The organism is Stenotrophomonas sp. GD03777 (assembly GCF_029842485.1).
Taxonomy (GTDB): Bacteria; Pseudomonadota; Gammaproteobacteria; order Xanthomonadales; family Xanthomonadaceae; genus Stenotrophomonas; species Stenotrophomonas sepilia.
Map to the genome: position 1 here is coordinate 13,282 of NZ_JAOCGL010000049.1, position 16,462 is coordinate 29,743.

The window sequence follows — 16,462 nt, forward strand, 5'->3', positions numbered from 1 at the left end:
GCGTGGATGCAGTCGATTTCGTGCCGACCAACGGTCGGCACCCACGGGGCGTCACCCTGCCGGCCAGCGGCCGGCACTACCGGTTCTGCGTGGTTTCTTCTTCCCGCACCGGTTCCGGCGGCGGCAGCTGCTCCTCGGCGGCCGGCTCGTTGCCCGGCAGGCTGGGGCGGGTTTCCATCAGCAGCGACAACGCCGCCTTGGCCATCATGTGCGCGCTGATCGGTGCGGTGATGAACAGGAACACGGTGATCAGCAGCTCGCGTGGCTGCGGGTCCTGGCCGAGGAAGATGTGGTAGCACACCGAGCACACCAGCACGCAGCCCACGCCCAGCGTGCTGGCCTTGGTCGGTGCGTGCAGGCGCTTGAAGAAGGTGGACAGCTTCACCAGGCCCAGTGCGCCGACCAGGATGAAGAAGCAGCCGAACAGCAGCAGGATCGACAGGACGATCTGGATCGCGGTGATCATTCGACGATGTCCCGGCGCAGCACGAACTTGCTCAGCACCACGGTGCTGCCGAAGCCGAGCATGGCGATGATCAGCGCCGCCTCGAAGTAGATCGGCGAGTTGAGGTACATGCCGAACAGCATCAGCTCAGCGATCGCGGTCACCGACAGCGTGTCCAGCGCGAGGATGCGGTCGGGCACGGTCGGCCCGCGCAACAGCCGCCAGGTGGCCAGCAGCATCGCCAGGCCGACCACGTGCATGCACACCACCAGGGTGGTCTGGATGACTTCAAAACCGGTCATGGGAAGATCTCCATCAACGGCGCCTCGTAACGGCGCTTGATCGTATCGATCAGGTCCTGCGGGTCCTCCAGGTGCAGCACGTGCACCAGCAGGTACTTGCGGTCGTCGCTGAGCGCGGCCGAGACCGTACCCGGGGTCAGCGTGATCATGCTGGTCAGCGCAGCGATGCCATGGATGTTGGCAATGTCCAGCGGCAGCCAGATGAAACCGGGGTGGATGTTCTTCTCCGGCCCCAGTACCTGCAGGGCGACACGGATGTTGGACATCAGGATGTCCCACAGGGTCACGCACAGCAGTTTCGGCAACGGGCGCAGGGTGCCGATGCGGGCGAACTCGCGGTCCAGGCGTGCGGCGAACAGCGGCACCACCACGCCCAGCAGCAGGCCCAGCACGATCTGGCCAAGGGTGAAGCTGTCGGACATCAGCAGCCAGAACGCCACCACCATGATGCTCAGCATCGGCGACGGAATCAGGCGACGGAACAGGGAGCGCTGGGCGGTCATGGCTGGCGGATCTCCGGTGCAGTCGCACGCAGCTGCTGCACGTACTCGCTGGGGTGCAGCAGCTGCGCGGCGGTGGCGTCGGTGTAGCGCATCAGCGGTGCTGCGGCCAGGGTCATGCCGATGCCGTAGGCCAGCAGGATGCAGGCCGCGTACAGCTCGACCCGGCGCAGCCGCGCCTTGCGCGGTACCGGCGCTTCCGGATCGACCGGTGGCACGCGCCAGAACAGGCGGATGCCCCCCCGGGTCAGGCCCATGATCACCAGCAGGCTGCTGACCAGAACGGCGGTCCAGACCGGGCCGGTGTACTGCGCCGGCATGCCGGCCAGCAGCGCAGCCTTGGCCAGGAAGCCGGACAGCGGCGGCAGGCCGGCCACCGACACCGCGCCGATCAGGAACAACACAGCGGGCGTCTCCTTGCCTGGCATCGGCGCGACCACTTCCTTGCGGTCGCTGGCGCCACCGCGACGGCGACGGATCAGATCGGCAACCAGGAACAGCGCGGCAGCGACGAAGCTGCTGTGTGGCAGGTAGTACAGGCCGGCCGAGAGCACCTGTGGCGTGCCCACCGAGAAGGCGATGAACAGCGTGGCTGCCGACACGATCACCAGGTAGGAGATCAGTACGCGCAGGCGGGTCGCGGCCAGCGCGCCGAGGCCGCCCAGCACCAGCGTCGCGACGCCGGCCCACAACAGCCAGTCGCGGCCATAGCCGGCCATCGCGCCGGCATCGTCGCCGAACCACAGCATCTGGATGCGCAGCACCGAGTACAGGCCGACCTTGGTCATGATCGCGAACAGCGCCGCCACCGCCGCCGGTGCGCGCGAATAGGCTTCTGGCAGCCACAGGTACAGCGGCATCAACGCGGCCTTGGCGCAGAACACCAGCAGCAACAGGCCCATCGTCGCCTTCACCAGGGTCAGCTGTGCCGGCGGTACCTCGGCGATGCGCTGCGACAGCTCGGCCATGTTCAATGAGCCCAGCGAGGCATACAGCAGGCCCAGCGCGACCAGGAACAGGGTCGAGGCGGTGACGTTGAACACCACGTAATGCAGGCCGATGCGCATGCGGAGGCCGCGGCCACCACTGAGCAGCAGGCCGTAGGAGGCGATCAGCATCACCTCGAAGAACACGAACAGGTTGAAGATGTCGCCAGTCAGGAACGCACCGTTGAGACCGACCAGCTGGAACTGGAACAGCGCATGGAAGTGCGGCGCGCGGCGGTCCCAGCCCGAGCAGGCGTGCAGCAGGCAGGGAATGGCCAGCAGCAGGGTGGTCAGCAGCATCCACGCCGACAGCCGGTCGGCCACCAGCGCGATGCCCAGCCGCGACGGCCAGTCGCCAAGCAGGTAGACGTTGATTTCACCACTGGCCGTGGCGGCAAACAGCAGCCCGACCGCCAGCGCCAGCGCCGACAGCGCGGTCCAGGCCACCGCCCGCTGCACCCTGGGGCCATAGCGGCGGTGTTCGACGAACAGCGACAGCGCCGCACCCAGCAGCGGAATCAGGATCGGCAGGATCACCAGGTGGTTCATGCGCGGTCCTCGCCCTGGCGCGGCGGCACGCGCTCATCCTGCAGGTCGTCATCCGGCTCGTGGGCATCCACGTGGTCGCTGTGGTTGTCGCTGCGGCTGCGCATGGCCAGCACAATGCTCACCGCGGTCATCGCAAAGGCGATCACGATTGCGGTCAGCACCAGCGCCTGTGGCAGCGGGTCGGTGTAGTTGCCCAGGTGGCTGTCCACGCCTTCCTGCAGCACCGGCGCCTTGCCCAGCACCACGCGGCCGCCGGCGAAGATCAGCAGGTTGGTGGCGTAGGACAGGAAGGTCATGCCGAGGATCACATCGAAGCTGCGCGCACGCAGCAGCAGGTAGATGCCGATGGCGGTCAGCATGCCGATCGCGGTAGCCAGGGCCAGTTCCATCAGTGCATCTCCCCGGTGCGTGCCGAGCGGCGTTGCAGGTCGATCTCACCCTTGCGGGCGGTGCGGGTTCGCGACGGCTTGATCGTGCCCATCATCGACAGCATCAGCATGGCGCCGCCGAACACCACCAGATAGACGCCGATGTCGAAGCCGATTGCGCTGGCCAGCGGTACGTCGCCGATCAGCGGCAGGTGCAGGTCGAGATGGCCGCTGGTCAGGAACGGCACGCCGAACAGCATCGAGGCGCTGCCGCTGAGCAGGGCGATCAGCAGGCCCATGCCGATGCAGCGGATGTAGTCGAAGCCGAAGCGCGACTCCACCGATGCAGTGCCCTGGATCACGTACTGGATCAGCAGCGGCACTGCCAACACCAGGCCGGCGATGAAGCCGCCACCCGGTGCGTTGTGCCCGCGCAGGAACAGGAAAATCGACACGGTCAGGGTCAGCGGGAACATGATCTGCGCCAGGTCGGCCGGCACCGGCAGCTTGATCGGCGGGCCGGGCATGATCTGCTCCGGTGCCATCCGCGTACGCCGCAGCAGCGCATGCACCACCAGCGCGGCGATGCCGAACACGGTGATCTCGCCGAAGGTATCGAAGCCGCGGAAGTCGACCAGGATCACGTTGACCACGTTCTGGCCGTAGGCCTCGGGCAACGCGCGGGCGAGCAGCTCGCCGGCCATGGTGTTCGGCGGCAGGGTCATCGCCGAATAGGCCAGCGCGCCAAGCCCGGCACCGGCGATGATCGCGATCACCGCGTCGCGGCGCTTGCGCCAGCGCGGCCGCTCAGGCCCGGACTGCGCGGGCAGGTAATTCATGCCCAGCAGCATCAGCACCAGCGTCACCATCTCCACCAGCAGCTGGGTGAGGGCCAGGTCGGGTGCGGACAGGAACACGAAGGTCAGCGCCACCATCAGGCCGACGCCGCCGACCAGCAGCACCGCCAGCAGGCGCTGCTTGTAGATGCGCAGGGTGGCGACCGCGCAGGCCATCATCACCAGCCACAGGGCCCAGCCCAGCAGCGGAATCGGCTGCGGCGCGGTCCAGTTCGGCGAGGCTGGGTTGGCCACGAACGGCGCAGCGGCAACCACGATCGCCACCAGCACCAGGCCCAGCAGCATGCGCTGCAGGCTGCCATTGGCGATGCCATTGGTCAGGCGCATCGCCAGCGCGGACACGGCGTCCAGCTGGGCGTGGAACACATTGCGGCCCGTGCTGACATTGGTCACGGCATGCAGGTTGATCAGCCTGCGCAGGCCGAAGTACAGCGCCACGCCACCGACCACGCCGATCGCGCTCATCGCCAGCGGCAGGTTGAAGCCGTGCCACACCGCCAGGCTGTATTCGGGCATGGCGGTGCCGAGGATCGAGGCCGCAGCGGCGTGCAGCACCGGCGCGACGGTCAGTGCCGGTGCCACGCCCACCGCCACACAGATCACCACCAGCAGCTCCACCGGCACCTTCATCCAGCGCGGCGGCTCGTGGGGCACGCGGTCCAGGTCGTGCGGGCCAGCGCCGAAGAAGGTGTCGTGCACGAAGCGCAGGCTGTACGCCACGCCGAACACGCCTGCCAGCAACGCCGCGATCGACACCGCCGTGCGCATGATGCCCGGGCCGCCGGCCGTAATCGCTTCGGCGAACAGCATTTCCTTGGACAGGAAGCCGTTGAGCAGCGGAATCCCGGCCATCGCCAGCGAGGCGATGATCGCCAGCGCGCTGGTGAACGGCATCAGCCTGCGCAGCCCCCCCAGCTTGCGCATGTCGCGGGTGCCGGTTTCGTGATCGATGATGCCGGCGGCCATGAACAGCGAGGCCTTGAAGGTGGCGTGGTTGAGGATGTGGAACACGCCGGCGACCACCGCCATCGGCGTGGACAGGCCGAACAGCAGGGTGATCAGGCCCAGGTGGGAAATGGTCGAGTACGCCAGCAGGCCTTTCAGGTCGTGCTGGAAGATCGCGTTCCAGGCACCGATCAGCAGGGTCAGCGCGCCGATGCCGCTGACCGTATAGAAGAACAGGTCGCTGCCGGCCAGCGCCGGATGCAGCCGCGCCAGCAGGAACACGCCGGCCTTCACCATGGTGGCCGAGTGCAGGTAGGCCGAGACCGGGGTCGGCGCTGCCATCGCGTGCGGCAGCCAGAAGTGGAACGGGAACTGCGCGCTCTTGGTGAAGATGCCGGCCAGCACCAGGAACAGGGCGTACGGGTACAGCGTGCTGGCGCGGATCTGCTCGCCGGCGGCCAGCACCACATCCAGGTCGAAGCTGCCGACGATGCGGCCGATCAGCAGCACGCCACCGAGCAGGGCCAGGCCGCCGCCGCCGGTGATCACCAACGCCATGCGCGCGCCTTCGCGTGCGTCCTGGCGGTGCGACCAGAAGCCGATCAGCAGGAACGAGCTGATGCTGGTCATCTCCCAGAAGATCATCAGCAACAGCAGGTTGCCCGACAGCACCATCCCCAGCATGGCGCCCATGAACAGCAGCAGGTAGCAGTAGAAGCGGTGCGCGTTGTCCTGCTGGTTCAGGTAGTAGCGCGCATACAGCACCACCAGGGCGCCGATGCCGAGCACCAGCCCGGCGAACATCCAGGCCAGCCCGTCCAGGCGCAGGGTGAAGTCCAGCCCGATCTGTGGAAGCCAGGGGACCAGGGTGCGGACCACCTGGCCATCGAGTACTGCCGGGGTCAGCCAGCCGAGGATGGCCAGCCCGCCCAACGGCGCCAGTGCCGCCAGCCAGGCAGCAGTCGAGCGCGAACTACGGGGGAAGGCCGCAACAGCCGCTGCCATCAGGAACGGCAGGGCCAGCAGCAGGGGCAGGCTGGGGAGCATGCAGGGAATCCATGATTCACGAGCAGGTCAGGGAGAATAACAGGCTGCGAAATGTCGCCGAAACCCATCGAACAGCGATCAATTGCATGTAACGTTCGCTGATTCATTTTTTCTGCGGCGCAACATCACGTTCCTGCGGTCCCTCCCGGGTTGCTCTTGGGGGACACCCTACGCCCACGCAGGGAGACCGCAGGCCCTGTCGCACAGGGGCTGCCGTCAACGGACGGGAAGCGGGGAGCGAGTCACCGGCGCAGGCTGGCAGGGCCGCCGTGGAGTGTGGGTGATGGAATTCGCCCGTTCAGGAAACGACGGCCGCTGTCGACCGCCCGCGATCAGTAGCGCCAGTCGAGCTTGCGATAGAACTTGGCCATCACCCAGGCCGGGCCGATCAGCAGGTAGGTCAGGTCGGTCAGGAAGCTGGGCTTGCGACCCTCGAACGTGTGGCCGATGAACTGCGCGATCCAGGCCGCCACGAACACGCCCACCGCCAGCCAGCGCAGCGCATGCAGGCCGATCTCGGCCTCCAGCAGGCGGCACAGGCAGCCAAATACGAAGAACTGGACGAGCATGCCGATGCCCAGGGGGCGCGACAGCTTGTTGTAGAAGCACCAGGCGCTGAACATCGCGAACGCCGACCAGATGCCGTACTGGAACCAGGTGATCAGCGGCGGCAGGCACCACAGCAGGGCCACCACCGACCACAGGATCGCCGGCACCGCCACCACGTGGATGCGCTGGTTGATCACGTTGCGGTGGTCGTCGGAGTAGCTGGCGAAATAGCGGTCGATCGGCCGCGCAAGCTCGGTGGATGTCTGCATGCGGCCAGCATACTCCCGCCGGGCCCGTCAGTAGAGCCAGGCCATGCCTGGCTGCAGGTGTTCGTCGACGTTGCCGGCCAGCGGCCGGCACTACCGAACGCGCCCCCCGCCTTTCCGGCCGGGGGCGCAGGCGGGTCAGTCGACGCTGATCCCGGCCAGGCGCTGCAGCGCCTCAGCGTACTTGGCGCGGGTGCGCTCGATGATGTCGGCCGGGATGTTCGGACCCGGGGCGGTCTTGCCCCAGTCCAGCGTCTCCAGGTAATCGCGCACGAACTGCTTGTCGTAGCTCGGCGGGCTGGTGCCCACTTCGTACTCGTCGGCCGGCCAGTAACGCGAGGAATCCGGCGTCAGCATCTCGTCCATGATGTACAGCCGGCCATCGGCGTCGGTACCGAACTCGAACTTGGTGTCGGCCAGGATGATGCCGCGCTCGCGGGCGTAATCGGCGGCGAACTTGTAGATGCGCAGGGTGGCGTCGCGCACCCGCTCGGCCAGTTCCGCACCGACCTGCTTCACCATCGCGTCGAAATCGATGTTCTCGTCATGGTCGCCGACCGCGGCCTTGGTCGAGGGCGTGAAGATCGGCTCGGGCAGCTGTTCGGCCTGGCGCAGGCCATCGGGCAGGTCGATGCCGCTGACCTTGCCGGTGCGCTGGTAATCCTTCCAGCCGCTGCCGATCAGGTAGCCGCGGGCGATCGCTTCCACCGGCACCGGCTTCAGCTTGCGGGTGACCACCGCGCGCTTGGCGTACAGGGCCGGGTCCACGCCTTCGGGCAGCACGCTGGCCACGTCGATGCCGGTCAGGTGGTTGGGCATCAGGTGCGCGGTCTTGGCGAACCAGAAGTTGGAGACCTGGCAGAGCATCTCGCCCTTGCCCGGGATCGGGTCGGGCAGGACCACGTCGAACGCCGACAGGCGATCGGTGGCCACCATCAGCAGGTAGTCGCCCGGCGGGGTTCCGGCTGGCAGCCGCTCGCGCGGGATATCGAACACATCACGCACCTTGCCGCGATGGCGCAAGGGCAGGCCGGGGAGATCGGATTGCAACAGCGTGGTTGGCACGGGCACTCCTGGGGCGTTGTCGATACGGCTGCCCAACGGACCCGGCGGGCCCGCTGACCAGCGGGCGGCCTAGTGTAAAGCCCTCCGGGCCCGCTGTGACGTAAAATGAGCGTCCATTTCGTCGGTCGACCCCGGAGCGCCATGCGCTGGTACGGAAAACTGCTCGGATTCATCGCCGGCGCCCTGCTGTTCCGGCCCAATCCGCTGTTCGGCGCGGTGGTCGGCCTGCTGATCGGCCATGCCTTTGATTCGGACTGGTTCCGCCTGAACAAGGAGAACCCGTACCGGGAGCTGGGGCTGACTTCCGAAGCCACCGATGCCGAGATCGAACGCGCCTACCGCAAGCTGATCTCGCAGTACCACCCCGACAAGCTTGGCGGCGCCGCCCCCGAGCTGCAGCAGCAGGCCGAGCAGAAGTCGCGGCGGATCAATGCCGCCTACGACCGCATCAAGTCCCTGCGCAAGCGCTGACCCACTTTCCCCTCGTTGCAAGGCCCGGCCATGTCCCACTGCCTCATCGCCCCCTCCATCCTGTCCGCCAACTTCGCCCGCCTCGGCGAGGAAGTCGACAACGTCCTCGCTGCCGGTGCGGACTGGGTCCACTTCGACGTGATGGACAACCACTACGTGCCGAACCTGACCATCGGCCCGATGGTCTGCCAGGCCCTGCGCAAGCACGGCGTCACCGCGCCGATCGACGTGCACCTGATGGTCGAGCCGGTGGACCGCATCATTCCGGACTTCGCCGAGGCCGGTGCCACCTACATCAGCTTCCACCCGGAGGCGAGCCGGCACGTGCACCGCACCATCCAGCTGATCCGCTCGCTGGGCTGCAAGCCGGGCATCGTGCTCAATCCGGCCACCCCGGTGGACATCCTCGACTGGGTGCTGGATGACCTGGACCTGGTGCTGCTGATGTCGGTCAACCCGGGCTTCGGCGGCCAGGCCTTCATCCCCTCGGCGCTGGACAAGCTGCGCGTGGTGCGCAAGATGATCGATGCCAGCGGCAAGGACATCCGCCTGGAGATCGACGGTGGCGTGAAGGCCGACAACATCGGTGAGATCGCTGCCGCCGGCGCCGATACCTTCGTCGCCGGCTCGGCCATCTTCAACGCCAGGACCAGCTACCAGGACGTGATCGCGCAGATGCGCGCGAACGTCGCTGCGGCACGGGGCTGAGCCATGAGTACGGTGGCCGTGTTGAACATCCGCCCGGCCACCATGGCCGATGCTGGCCTGATCCTGCATTTCATCCGCGAGCTGGCCATCTACGAGAAGGCCGAGCATTCGGTGCAGACCGATGAGATCGGCATCGCCGAAAGCCTGTTCGGACCCGATGCCACTGCACGTGCACTGATCTGCGAAGCCGGTGGTGAAGCGATCGGCTATGCGGTGTATTTCTACAACTACTCCACCTGGCTGGGCCGCAAGGGCATCTACCTGGAAGACCTCTATGTCAGCCAGGAAAAGCGTGGCGCGGGCGCCGGCAAGGCGCTGCTGAAGTACATCGCACGCCAGGCCGTGGCCGAAGGCTGCGGCCGTTTCGAATGGTCGGTGCTGGACTGGAACACTCCGGCCATCGAGTTCTACACCGCCGCCGGCGCCAAACCGCAGGACGAGTGGACCGTGTACCGGCTGCAGGGGCAGGCGCTGCACGATTTCGCCAACGGGTGAGATGACGTGCATCCACGCATGGCGTGGATCTACTGCTGGGCAAAAAAAAGCCACGCCAATCACTGGCGTGGCCTCGCTGCATGCGTGGGAGGCTGATCCTGCCTCCATCCGTCGTCCCTGCTATGGCCTTCCATTCTCCAGCAGCTGAATGACACCTGCGTGACATTCACTGCGGGCAAACAGTGCATTGCTAGCCTGTGCCGCCCTGACCTGGAAGTACCGCATGACCACCCCGCGCTGGCGCCTGATCCTCAACGGCAAATCGGCTGGCAACGATGAACTGCGCGACGCCGTGGGCCATTGGCGCGGGCAGGGCGTGCAGCTGGAGGTGCGGGTGACCTGGGAAGACGGTGACGCCGAACGCTACGTTGCCGAGGCCATCAATCATGGCGTGGACGTGATCGTGGCGGCCGGTGGCGATGGCACGCTCAGCGCGGTGGCCGAGACGCTGGCCCATCGTGAGGAACCGGCGGAAGCGCTGCCTTCGCTGGCGTTGATTCCGATGGGGACCGCCAACGACTTCGCCACGTCGGCAGGCATTCCCACTGAGCCCGGCGATGCCCTCGCGCTGATCGGCCAGGTGCCGGCACGGTCCATCGACCTGTTGCGCGTGCATGCCGATGGCACGCCCTGGTGGTGCGCCAACCTCGCCAGCGGTGGCTTCGGCACGCAGGTGACGGTGGAGACCGATGCCGGATTGAAGAAGATGCTTGGTGGGCTGGCCTACGTGATCACCGGCATCGCCAAGCTGGGCCGCATCGAGCCGATCGCCGCGCGCCTGTCCGGCCCGGACTTCGCCTGGGAAGGTGACTTCATCGCGCTCGGCATCGGCAATGGCCGGCAGGCCGGCGGTGGCCAGCAGCTGTGCCCGCAGGCACTGATCGATGATGGACTGCTGGATGTGACCGTGCTTCCGGAACTGGAAGGGGAGGTCGCCGCCACCCTCGGCCAGATGCTGAAGTCCGGTACCCAGGCCGCACTGGAACAGCTGGCCACACGGGCGCGGCTGTCGTGGCTGCAGATCGATGCGCCCAAGGCGCTGACCCTGAATCTGGACGGCGAACCGGTGCAGGCCCGTCACTTTCGCGTCGAGTGCGTGCCGGGCAGGGTGCGGATGCATCTGCCGACCGGATGCCCGTTGCTGGAGGGGCAGGGGTAGAGTCATCAGTCCCCGTGGCCACTGCGGGCGTCCGGTGGTTCAGTTTCCCAGGGTTCCCCTGCCGCGCAAGCTGCGATACAGTCAAGGGGTGTCCAGCCTGACGACCCCGCATACTCTTTCTTCCGCACGCCGTTGGTGGCGATGGTGGCCCGTTGCCGTCGTCCGCCCCCATAACGCTGTGTCCCGGAAGGAAAGTCGTCTTGAACTCGCACGCTCAGTTTCAGCAGCAGGCCGCTGAAGGCCACACCCACATTCCCGTCGTCCGCGAAGTGCTGTCCGACCTGGACACGCCGCTCTCGGTCTATCTGAAGCTCGCCGACGGCCCCAATACCTACCTGTTTGAATCCGTCGAAGGCGGCGAGCGCTTTGGTCGTTACTCGATCATCGGCCTGCCGGCGCGCCGCGTGTATGCCTTCCACGGCCACACGCTGACCGTGCGCGAAGACGGCCAGGTGGTGGACACCCGCGAGGTAGCCGATCCCTTCGCCGAAGTCGAGGCGCTGCGCAGCGCCCACTCGGTGCCCAAGCTGGAAGGCCTGCCGGGCTTCACCGGCGGCCTGGTCGGCTGGTTTGGCTTCGAGTGCATCGGCTACATCGAGCCGCGCCTGGCCCCGCCGGCTGGCCGTGATGAGCTGGGCACGCCGGACATCCTGCTGCTGGACTCCAACGAGCTGGCGGTATTCGACAATCTCAAGGGCCGGCTGTACCTGATCGTGCACGCCGACCCGCGTGTCGACGGTGCCTTCGAACAGGCGCAGGCGCGCCTGGACGCACTGACGGCGAAGCTGCGTGCACCGGGCGCCGGCTATCCGGCACCGCTCAACAGCGACGTGCTGGACGAATCGGATTTCGTCTCCGGCTTCACCCGCGAAGGCTTCGTCGATGCGGTCCAGCGCAGCAAGGAATACATCCGCGCCGGTGACATCTTCCAGGTAGTGCTCAGCCAGCGCCTGAGCGTGCCGTTCAAGGCGCGCCCGGTGGATGTGTACCGCGCGCTGCGCGCGTTGAATCCCTCGCCGTACATGTATTTCCTCGATGTCGGCGACCTGCAGGTGGTCGGTTCCTCGCCGGAGATCCTGGTACGCCTTCAGGATGGCGAAGTCACCGTGCGCCCGATCGCCGGCACCCGCCCGCGTGGCGCCACGCCCGAGCTGGACCTGGCACTGGAAGCCGAGCTGCTGGCCGACCCCAAGGAACGCGCCGAGCACCTGATGCTGATCGACCTCGGCCGCAACGATGCCGGGCGCGTCTCCAGGGCCGGTACCGTGGAAGTGGGCGAGCAGTTCGTGATCGAACGCTACAGCCATGTCATGCACATCGTCAGCGAAGTCACCGGGCAGCTGCAGCCGGGCCTGAGCTATGCCGACGTGCTGCGCGCCACGTTCCCAGCCGGCACGGTCAGCGGCGCGCCAAAGATCCGCGCGCTGGAAGTGATCCGCGAACTGGAACCGATCAAGCGCAACGTCTACGCCGGCAGCATCGGCTACATCGGCTGGCACGGCGATGCCGATACCGCGATCGCGATCCGCACTGCGGTCATCAAGGATGGCCGCCTGTACGTGCAGGCCGGCGCCGGCATCGTCTACGACTCGGACCCGGACAAGGAATGGGACGAGACGATGAACAAGGGCCGTGCGCTGTTCCGCGCCGTCGCCCAGGCCGCCAAGGGCCTGTGACGCTCCCCGTGCCGTGGCCTGCGCCGCGGCATCTTCCGCTGTTCCCATTGAAGACAAGGAGTACCGCATGAAGCTGCTGAGCGCATTGCTGTGGTCGTCGCTGCTGGCCACGATGGCCCCGTCTGCGTGGGCGCAGGCCAATACCATTCCGTCGCAGCCGCACCTGCTGGTGAAGGGCGAGGCGCGTCGGGTGGTGATGCCGGACCGCTTCGGCCTGCAGTTGAACATCGAAGAGACCGACATGGACGCCGACGCCGCGCGCCGCCGCGTGCAGGACAACGTGGCGCGCGCGCTGGCGCTGTTCAAGCAGCACAAGGCGGTGGACGGCAGCGTGCGTGCGGACAACCTGCGGATCGGCCCGGCGACGCGCTATGAGCAGAACCGGCAGGTCTTCATCGGTACCCGCGTATCGCGCCAGCTGCGTGCGAGCTTCGCCAGCGTGAAGGCGATGCAGGATGTGCTGGGTGCGTTGAAGGCCGACGAGAACGTACAGGTGAGCAGCCTGGCGCCAACCTATTCGGGTGAAGTGGCGCTGCGCCGCGAACTCAAGGGTGAGGCGGCGGCCCGGACCCGCGAGTCCGCGCAGGGCCTGGCCAAGGCCTACGGCACCCGGCTGCGCGGCCTGTACAGCATCTCCGACGTGGCGCCGAACTTCGCCTACGGCATCCAGGCCGGGCAATGGCCGCAGCCGGGCGAAGACGGCGGGGATCTCGACAGGATCTCGGTGACCGGCAGCTACGCGCCCGCCTCGGCCCCTGCGCCCGCTGAGCCCGAATCCATCGAAGCCGGCCCCATCACCTACACCGAAAACGTGTACGCCATTTTCCTGATAAGCGACGGAACCTGACCATGTTGTGGATGATCGACAACTACGACAGCTTCACCTACAACCTCGTGCAGTACCTGCAGACGCTGGGCGCTGAAGTGAAGGTGGTGCGCAACGATGCAATGAGCGTGGACGAGATCGTCGCGCAGAAGCCCGAGCGCATCGTCATCTCGCCCGGCCCGTGCACGCCCAACGAAGCGGGCGTGTCGCTGGAGCTGATCCAGCGGCTGGGCCCGACCACGCCGATCCTCGGCGTGTGCCTGGGCCACCAGGGCATCGGCCAGGTCTACGGCGGCACCGTGATCCGCGCCGGCAACATCATGCACGGCAAGACCTCGCCGATCCGCCACGAAGGCAAGGGCGTGTTCGCCGGCCTGCCGGACCGCTACCAGGCCACCCGCTACCACTCGCTGGTGGTGGACAAGAACAGTCTGCCGGACTGCCTGGAAGTGACCGCCTGGACCGAGAACGAGGACGGCTCGATCGAAGAGATCATGGGCCTGCGCCACCGCCAGTTCCCGGTGGAAGGCGTGCAGTTCCACCCCGAATCCATCCTCACCGAACACGGCCACGCCCTGCTGCGCAATTTCCTGCAGCGCCCGGCGGCCTGATCCAAGGAGCATTCCCATGAGCTTCTCCCCCCAGGAAGCCCTGCAACGCACCATCGAGCACCGCGAGATCTTCTTCGACGAGATGGTCGACCTGATGCGGCAGATCATGCGCGGCGACGTGTCGCCGATGATGACCGCCGCCATCCTCACCGGCCTGCGGGTGAAGAAGGAAACCATCGACGAGATCGCCGCCGCCGCCACGGTCATGCGCGAATTCGCGCTGGCGGTGCCGGTGGCCGACAGCACCCACCTGGTCGACATCGTCGGCACCGGTGGCGATGGCTCGCACACCTTCAACATCTCCACCTGCGCGATGTTCGTGGCGGCTGGGGCCGGTGCGCGCGTGGCCAAGCACGGCAACCGCAGCGTGTCGTCCAAGTCCGGCAGCGCCGATGCGGTGGAAGCACTGGGCGCGGCCATCGAGCTGCAGCCAGCGCAGGTGGCCGCTGCCATCGAGCAGACCGGCATCGGCTTCATGTTCGCGCCGATCCATCATCCGTCGATGAAGGTCGTCGCGCCGGTCCGCCGCGAGATGGGCGTGCGCACCATCTTCAACATCCTTGGTCCGCTGACCAACCCCGCCAGCGCGCCGTCGGTGCTGATGGGCGTGTTCCATCCTGATCTGGTGGGTATCCAGGCGCGCGTGCTGCGCGAGCTGGGCACCGAGCGCGCCATGGTGGTCTGGGGCCGCGACAACATGGATGAGATCTCGCTCGGCGCCGGCACCCTGGTGGGCGAGTTGCGCGACGGCAAGGTGCGCGAGTACGAGATCCACCCGGAGGACTTCGGCATCGCCATGTCGGCCAGCCGCAACCTGCGCGTGGACAGCCCGGAGCAGTCCATCCAGATGCTGCGCGCGGTGCTGGACAACGAGCCCGGCCCGGCGCTGGACATCGTCGCGCTCAATGCCGGCGCCGCGCTGTACGTGGCCGGCGTGGCCAGCGACATCGGTGATGGCCTGGCCCGCGCCCGTGCCGCCATCGCCAATGGCAGCGCCCGCCAGCGCCTGCAGCAGTATGTGGAGACCACCCGCGCGCTGGTTGCCTGAGCGCGCGGTTCAGCCTGACCCCGTCGATGGCCGATAATGGCCGTCCTCAGCGCCCCCGCACCGAATCGAAGACGATGAGCGACATCCTGCAGACGATCCTGGCCCGCAAGGCCGAAGAAGTAGCCCAGCGCCGCGCCCAGCGCCCGCTCGAGGAGCTGCAGGCCGCCGTGGCCAGCGCCCCGCCGGTACGTGGCTTCGTGCGCGCGTTGCAGGCGGCCGTGGCCAACGGCGACCCGGCGGTGATTGCCGAGGTGAAGAAGGCCAGCCCGTCCAAGGGCGTCATCCGCCCCGACTTCCGACCGGCTGACATCGCGGTCAGCTACGAGTTCGGTGGTGCCAGCTGCCTTTCGGTGCTGACCGACGTGGACTTCTTCCAGGGCGCCGATACCTACCTGCAGCAGGCCCGTGAAGCCTGCACGCTGCCGGTGCTGCGCAAGGACTTCGTGATCGACGCCTACCAGGTGTACGAGGCACGCGTGCTGGGCGCCGACTGCATCCTGCTGATCGTCGCCGCGCTGGACGACACCCAGCTGGCCACGCTGTCGGAACTGGCGCTGTCGCTGGGCATGGACGTGCTGGTGGAAGTGCACGACATCGACGAACTGGAGCGCGCACTGCAGGTGCCGGCGCCGATGATCGGCATCAACAACCGCAACCTGCGCACCTTCGAGGTGTCGCTGCAGACCACGCTGGATATGCAGCAGGCCGTGCCGCGTGACCGCCTGCTGGTCACCGAAAGCGGCATCCTCGGCCCGCAGGACGTGGCGCTGATGCGCGACGCCGGCATCCATGCCTTCCTGGTCGGCGAGGCCTTCATGCGCGTGGAAGAGCCGGGCGAGGGCCTGCGTCAGCTATTCTTCGCAACATGACAACGCACTATCCGACGCCGCGCGAGGATGCGCCGCTGGTGGTCTTCGACTTCGACCACACCCTCTACGACGGCGATTCGGGTACCCACCTGTTCGCCTCGCTGATCAAGCGCAACCCGCTGCGCATGCTGGCGGCGCTGCTGGTCACGCCGATCGCCGGGCCGATGGTGGCGATGCTGCCGACCCGTCGCGCGGGCATCTCGGTCTATGTGTGGATCGGCAGCTTCGGCCTGCACCGTGCGCGCGACTTCAACAAGGTGATCGACGCCTACGTGCTGCGCAACCAGGCGCAGATGCGCGCCAAGCTGCTGCCGCAGGCGCTGGAAGTGTTCGCCGCGCACCGCGCCAAAGGCGATCGCGTGGTGGTTGCCACCGGCGCGCCGCCGGAGCTGGCCCGCGCGATCCTGGCCTTCGTGGCCCATCAGGATGTGCCGGTGATCGGCACCGAGGTCGGCCCGCGGCTGGGCGGCGTCGGTCCCACCCGTCACTGCCACAACGAAGAGAAGATGCGCATGCTGCGCGAGCGCGGCTATGGCGACATCGATATCGCCTATTCCGACAGCACCGCCGACCTGCCGCTGCTGCTGGCGGCCAAGGCGCCGGTGGTGGTGAACCCGAAGCCGGGGCGGGTGGCGTTCTTCCGCCGCGTGCTGCCGACCGGCACCCGCATCCTCAACTGGGGATGCGTGGATCGCGGCGGCGACAAGGCGTAGCCCGGGG

At 67.3% G+C, this 16,462-nt stretch carries 18 protein-coding genes; 10 read left to right on the forward strand and 8 right to left on the reverse strand.

All coding sequences use genetic code 11. From position 1 onward, the window contains the following. Positions 1–76 precede the first annotated feature (76 nt). The 8 genes from N5E02_RS12050 to N5E02_RS12085 form a co-directional block, all read right to left on the reverse strand. Entirely contained in the window at positions 77–466 is a 390-nt protein-coding gene (locus N5E02_RS12050) for a Na+/H+ antiporter subunit G (RefSeq protein WP_005419868.1), read from the reverse strand. Beyond that, entirely contained in the window at positions 463–747 is a 285-nt protein-coding gene (locus tag N5E02_RS12055) for a K+/H+ antiporter subunit F (RefSeq protein ID WP_005411334.1), read from the reverse strand. Before N5E02_RS12055 ends, N5E02_RS12050 begins: the two co-directional genes overlap by 4 nt. Next, positions 744–1,250 carry a Na+/H+ antiporter subunit E gene (locus N5E02_RS12060; RefSeq protein ID WP_005419867.1) on the reverse strand — a complete coding sequence of 169 codons (507 nt, stop codon included), beginning with the start codon at positions 1,248–1,250 and terminating at the stop codon, positions 744–746. The genes N5E02_RS12055 and N5E02_RS12060 overlap by 4 nt, the downstream gene beginning before the upstream one ends. Further along, positions 1,247–2,782 carry a monovalent cation/H+ antiporter subunit D gene (locus tag N5E02_RS12065; RefSeq protein WP_279946295.1) on the reverse strand — a complete coding sequence of 512 codons (1,536 nt, stop codon included), beginning with the start codon at positions 2,780–2,782 and terminating at the stop codon, positions 1,247–1,249. Before N5E02_RS12065 ends, N5E02_RS12060 begins: the two co-directional genes overlap by 4 nt. Continuing rightward, positions 2,779–3,171 (reverse strand): Na+/H+ antiporter subunit C, encoded by a 393-nt coding sequence (locus N5E02_RS12070; RefSeq protein WP_111188333.1) that lies wholly within the window; start codon positions 3,169–3,171, stop codon positions 2,779–2,781. Before N5E02_RS12070 ends, N5E02_RS12065 begins: the two co-directional genes overlap by 4 nt. Further along, positions 3,171–5,999, reverse strand: coding sequence for a monovalent cation/H+ antiporter subunit A (locus N5E02_RS12075; protein ID WP_005419861.1), 2,829 nt, complete (start codon positions 5,997–5,999; stop codon positions 3,171–3,173). The genes N5E02_RS12070 and N5E02_RS12075 overlap by 1 nt, the downstream gene beginning before the upstream one ends. A gap of 332 nt (positions 6,000–6,331) precedes the next feature. After that, complete coding sequence (locus N5E02_RS12080; RefSeq protein ID WP_069138712.1) at positions 6,332–6,817, reverse strand: Mpo1-like protein; 486 nt, start codon at positions 6,815–6,817, stop codon at positions 6,332–6,334. Between the two features lie 135 nt (positions 6,818–6,952). Further along, a complete protein-coding gene (locus N5E02_RS12085) occupies positions 6,953–7,879 on the reverse strand; it encodes a phosphoribosylaminoimidazolesuccinocarboxamide synthase (protein ID WP_032954595.1) in 927 nt (308 codons plus the stop codon). 141 nt (positions 7,880–8,020) lie between these two features. Here N5E02_RS12085 and N5E02_RS12090 point away from each other — a divergent pair, with 141 nt between their 5' ends. The 10 genes from N5E02_RS12090 (at position 8,021) to N5E02_RS12135 (ending at position 16,455) form a co-directional block, all read left to right on the forward strand. Next, complete coding sequence (locus N5E02_RS12090; RefSeq protein ID WP_005419845.1) at positions 8,021–8,350, forward strand: DnaJ domain-containing protein; 330 nt, start codon at positions 8,021–8,023, stop codon at positions 8,348–8,350. Between the two features lie 30 nt (positions 8,351–8,380). Further along, positions 8,381–9,058, forward strand: a complete 678-nt coding sequence (gene rpe / locus N5E02_RS12095; protein WP_005419843.1) for a ribulose-phosphate 3-epimerase — start codon at positions 8,381–8,383, stop codon at positions 9,056–9,058. A 12-nt stretch (positions 9,059–9,070) separates the two neighbouring features. After that, positions 9,071–9,553, forward strand: a complete 483-nt coding sequence (locus N5E02_RS12100) for a GNAT family N-acetyltransferase (protein WP_032954593.1) — start codon at positions 9,071–9,073, stop codon at positions 9,551–9,553. A gap of 223 nt (positions 9,554–9,776) precedes the next feature. Then, on the forward strand, positions 9,777–10,712 hold the full coding sequence (gene yegS, locus N5E02_RS12105; RefSeq protein WP_279946296.1) for a lipid kinase YegS: 936 nt from the start codon (positions 9,777–9,779) through the stop codon (positions 10,710–10,712). A 200-nt stretch (positions 10,713–10,912) separates the two neighbouring features. Continuing rightward, the gene (trpE, locus tag N5E02_RS12110) at positions 10,913–12,388 is read left to right on the forward strand and encodes an anthranilate synthase component I (protein WP_065178876.1); all 1,476 of its coding nucleotides are present in this window, start codon (positions 10,913–10,915) and stop codon (positions 12,386–12,388) included. Positions 12,389–12,455: 67 nt separating this feature from the next. Continuing rightward, positions 12,456–13,235, forward strand: a complete 780-nt coding sequence (locus N5E02_RS12115; RefSeq protein WP_065178877.1) for an SIMPL domain-containing protein — start codon at positions 12,456–12,458, stop codon at positions 13,233–13,235. Positions 13,236–13,237: 2 nt separating this feature from the next. Next, on the forward strand, positions 13,238–13,825 hold the full coding sequence (locus N5E02_RS12120; RefSeq protein WP_065178878.1) for an aminodeoxychorismate/anthranilate synthase component II: 588 nt from the start codon (positions 13,238–13,240) through the stop codon (positions 13,823–13,825). Between the two features lie 16 nt (positions 13,826–13,841). After that, the gene (gene trpD / locus N5E02_RS12125; RefSeq protein ID WP_279946297.1) at positions 13,842–14,873 is read left to right on the forward strand and encodes an anthranilate phosphoribosyltransferase; all 1,032 of its coding nucleotides are present in this window, start codon (positions 13,842–13,844) and stop codon (positions 14,871–14,873) included. A gap of 74 nt (positions 14,874–14,947) precedes the next feature. After that, positions 14,948–15,742 (forward strand): indole-3-glycerol phosphate synthase TrpC, encoded by a 795-nt coding sequence (trpC, locus tag N5E02_RS12130; RefSeq protein WP_005419828.1) that lies wholly within the window; start codon positions 14,948–14,950, stop codon positions 15,740–15,742. Next, a complete protein-coding gene (locus N5E02_RS12135; RefSeq protein ID WP_139727839.1) occupies positions 15,739–16,455 on the forward strand; it encodes a haloacid dehalogenase-like hydrolase in 717 nt (238 codons plus the stop codon). The genes trpC and N5E02_RS12135 overlap by 4 nt, the downstream gene beginning before the upstream one ends. Positions 16,456–16,462 lie beyond the last annotated feature (7 nt).

What these genes read in the sequence shown, in the direction of transcription:
- N5E02_RS12135 (WP_139727839.1), top strand. Translation starts at nt 15,739, where the DNA reads ATGACAACGCACTATCCGACGCCGCGCGAGGATGCGCCGCTGGTGGTC.
- N5E02_RS12075 (WP_005419861.1), bottom strand. Translation starts at nt 5,999, where the DNA reads ATGCTCCCCAGCCTGCCCCTGCTGCTGGCCCTGCCGTTCCTGATGGCA.
- N5E02_RS12055 (WP_005411334.1), bottom strand. Translation starts at nt 747, where the DNA reads ATGACCGGTTTTGAAGTCATCCAGACCACCCTGGTGGTGTGCATGCAC.
- N5E02_RS12060 (WP_005419867.1), bottom strand. Translation starts at nt 1,250, where the DNA reads ATGACCGCCCAGCGCTCCCTGTTCCGTCGCCTGATTCCGTCGCCGATG.
- N5E02_RS12065 (WP_279946295.1), bottom strand. Translation starts at nt 2,782, where the DNA reads ATGAACCACCTGGTGATCCTGCCGATCCTGATTCCGCTGCTGGGTGCG.
- N5E02_RS12115 (WP_065178877.1), top strand. Translation starts at nt 12,456, where the DNA reads ATGAAGCTGCTGAGCGCATTGCTGTGGTCGTCGCTGCTGGCCACGATG.
- N5E02_RS12070 (WP_111188333.1), bottom strand. Translation starts at nt 3,171, where the DNA reads ATGGAACTGGCCCTGGCTACCGCGATCGGCATGCTGACCGCCATCGGC.
- yegS (WP_279946296.1), top strand. Translation starts at nt 9,777, where the DNA reads ATGACCACCCCGCGCTGGCGCCTGATCCTCAACGGCAAATCGGCTGGC.
- trpC (WP_005419828.1), top strand. Translation starts at nt 14,948, where the DNA reads ATGAGCGACATCCTGCAGACGATCCTGGCCCGCAAGGCCGAAGAAGTA.
- N5E02_RS12050 (WP_005419868.1), bottom strand. Translation starts at nt 466, where the DNA reads ATGATCACCGCGATCCAGATCGTCCTGTCGATCCTGCTGCTGTTCGGC.
- trpD (WP_279946297.1), top strand. Translation starts at nt 13,842, where the DNA reads ATGAGCTTCTCCCCCCAGGAAGCCCTGCAACGCACCATCGAGCACCGC.
- N5E02_RS12080 (WP_069138712.1), bottom strand. Translation starts at nt 6,817, where the DNA reads ATGCAGACATCCACCGAGCTTGCGCGGCCGATCGACCGCTATTTCGCC.
- rpe (WP_005419843.1), top strand. Translation starts at nt 8,381, where the DNA reads ATGTCCCACTGCCTCATCGCCCCCTCCATCCTGTCCGCCAACTTCGCC.
- N5E02_RS12090 (WP_005419845.1), top strand. Translation starts at nt 8,021, where the DNA reads ATGCGCTGGTACGGAAAACTGCTCGGATTCATCGCCGGCGCCCTGCTG.
- N5E02_RS12120 (WP_065178878.1), top strand. Translation starts at nt 13,238, where the DNA reads ATGTTGTGGATGATCGACAACTACGACAGCTTCACCTACAACCTCGTG.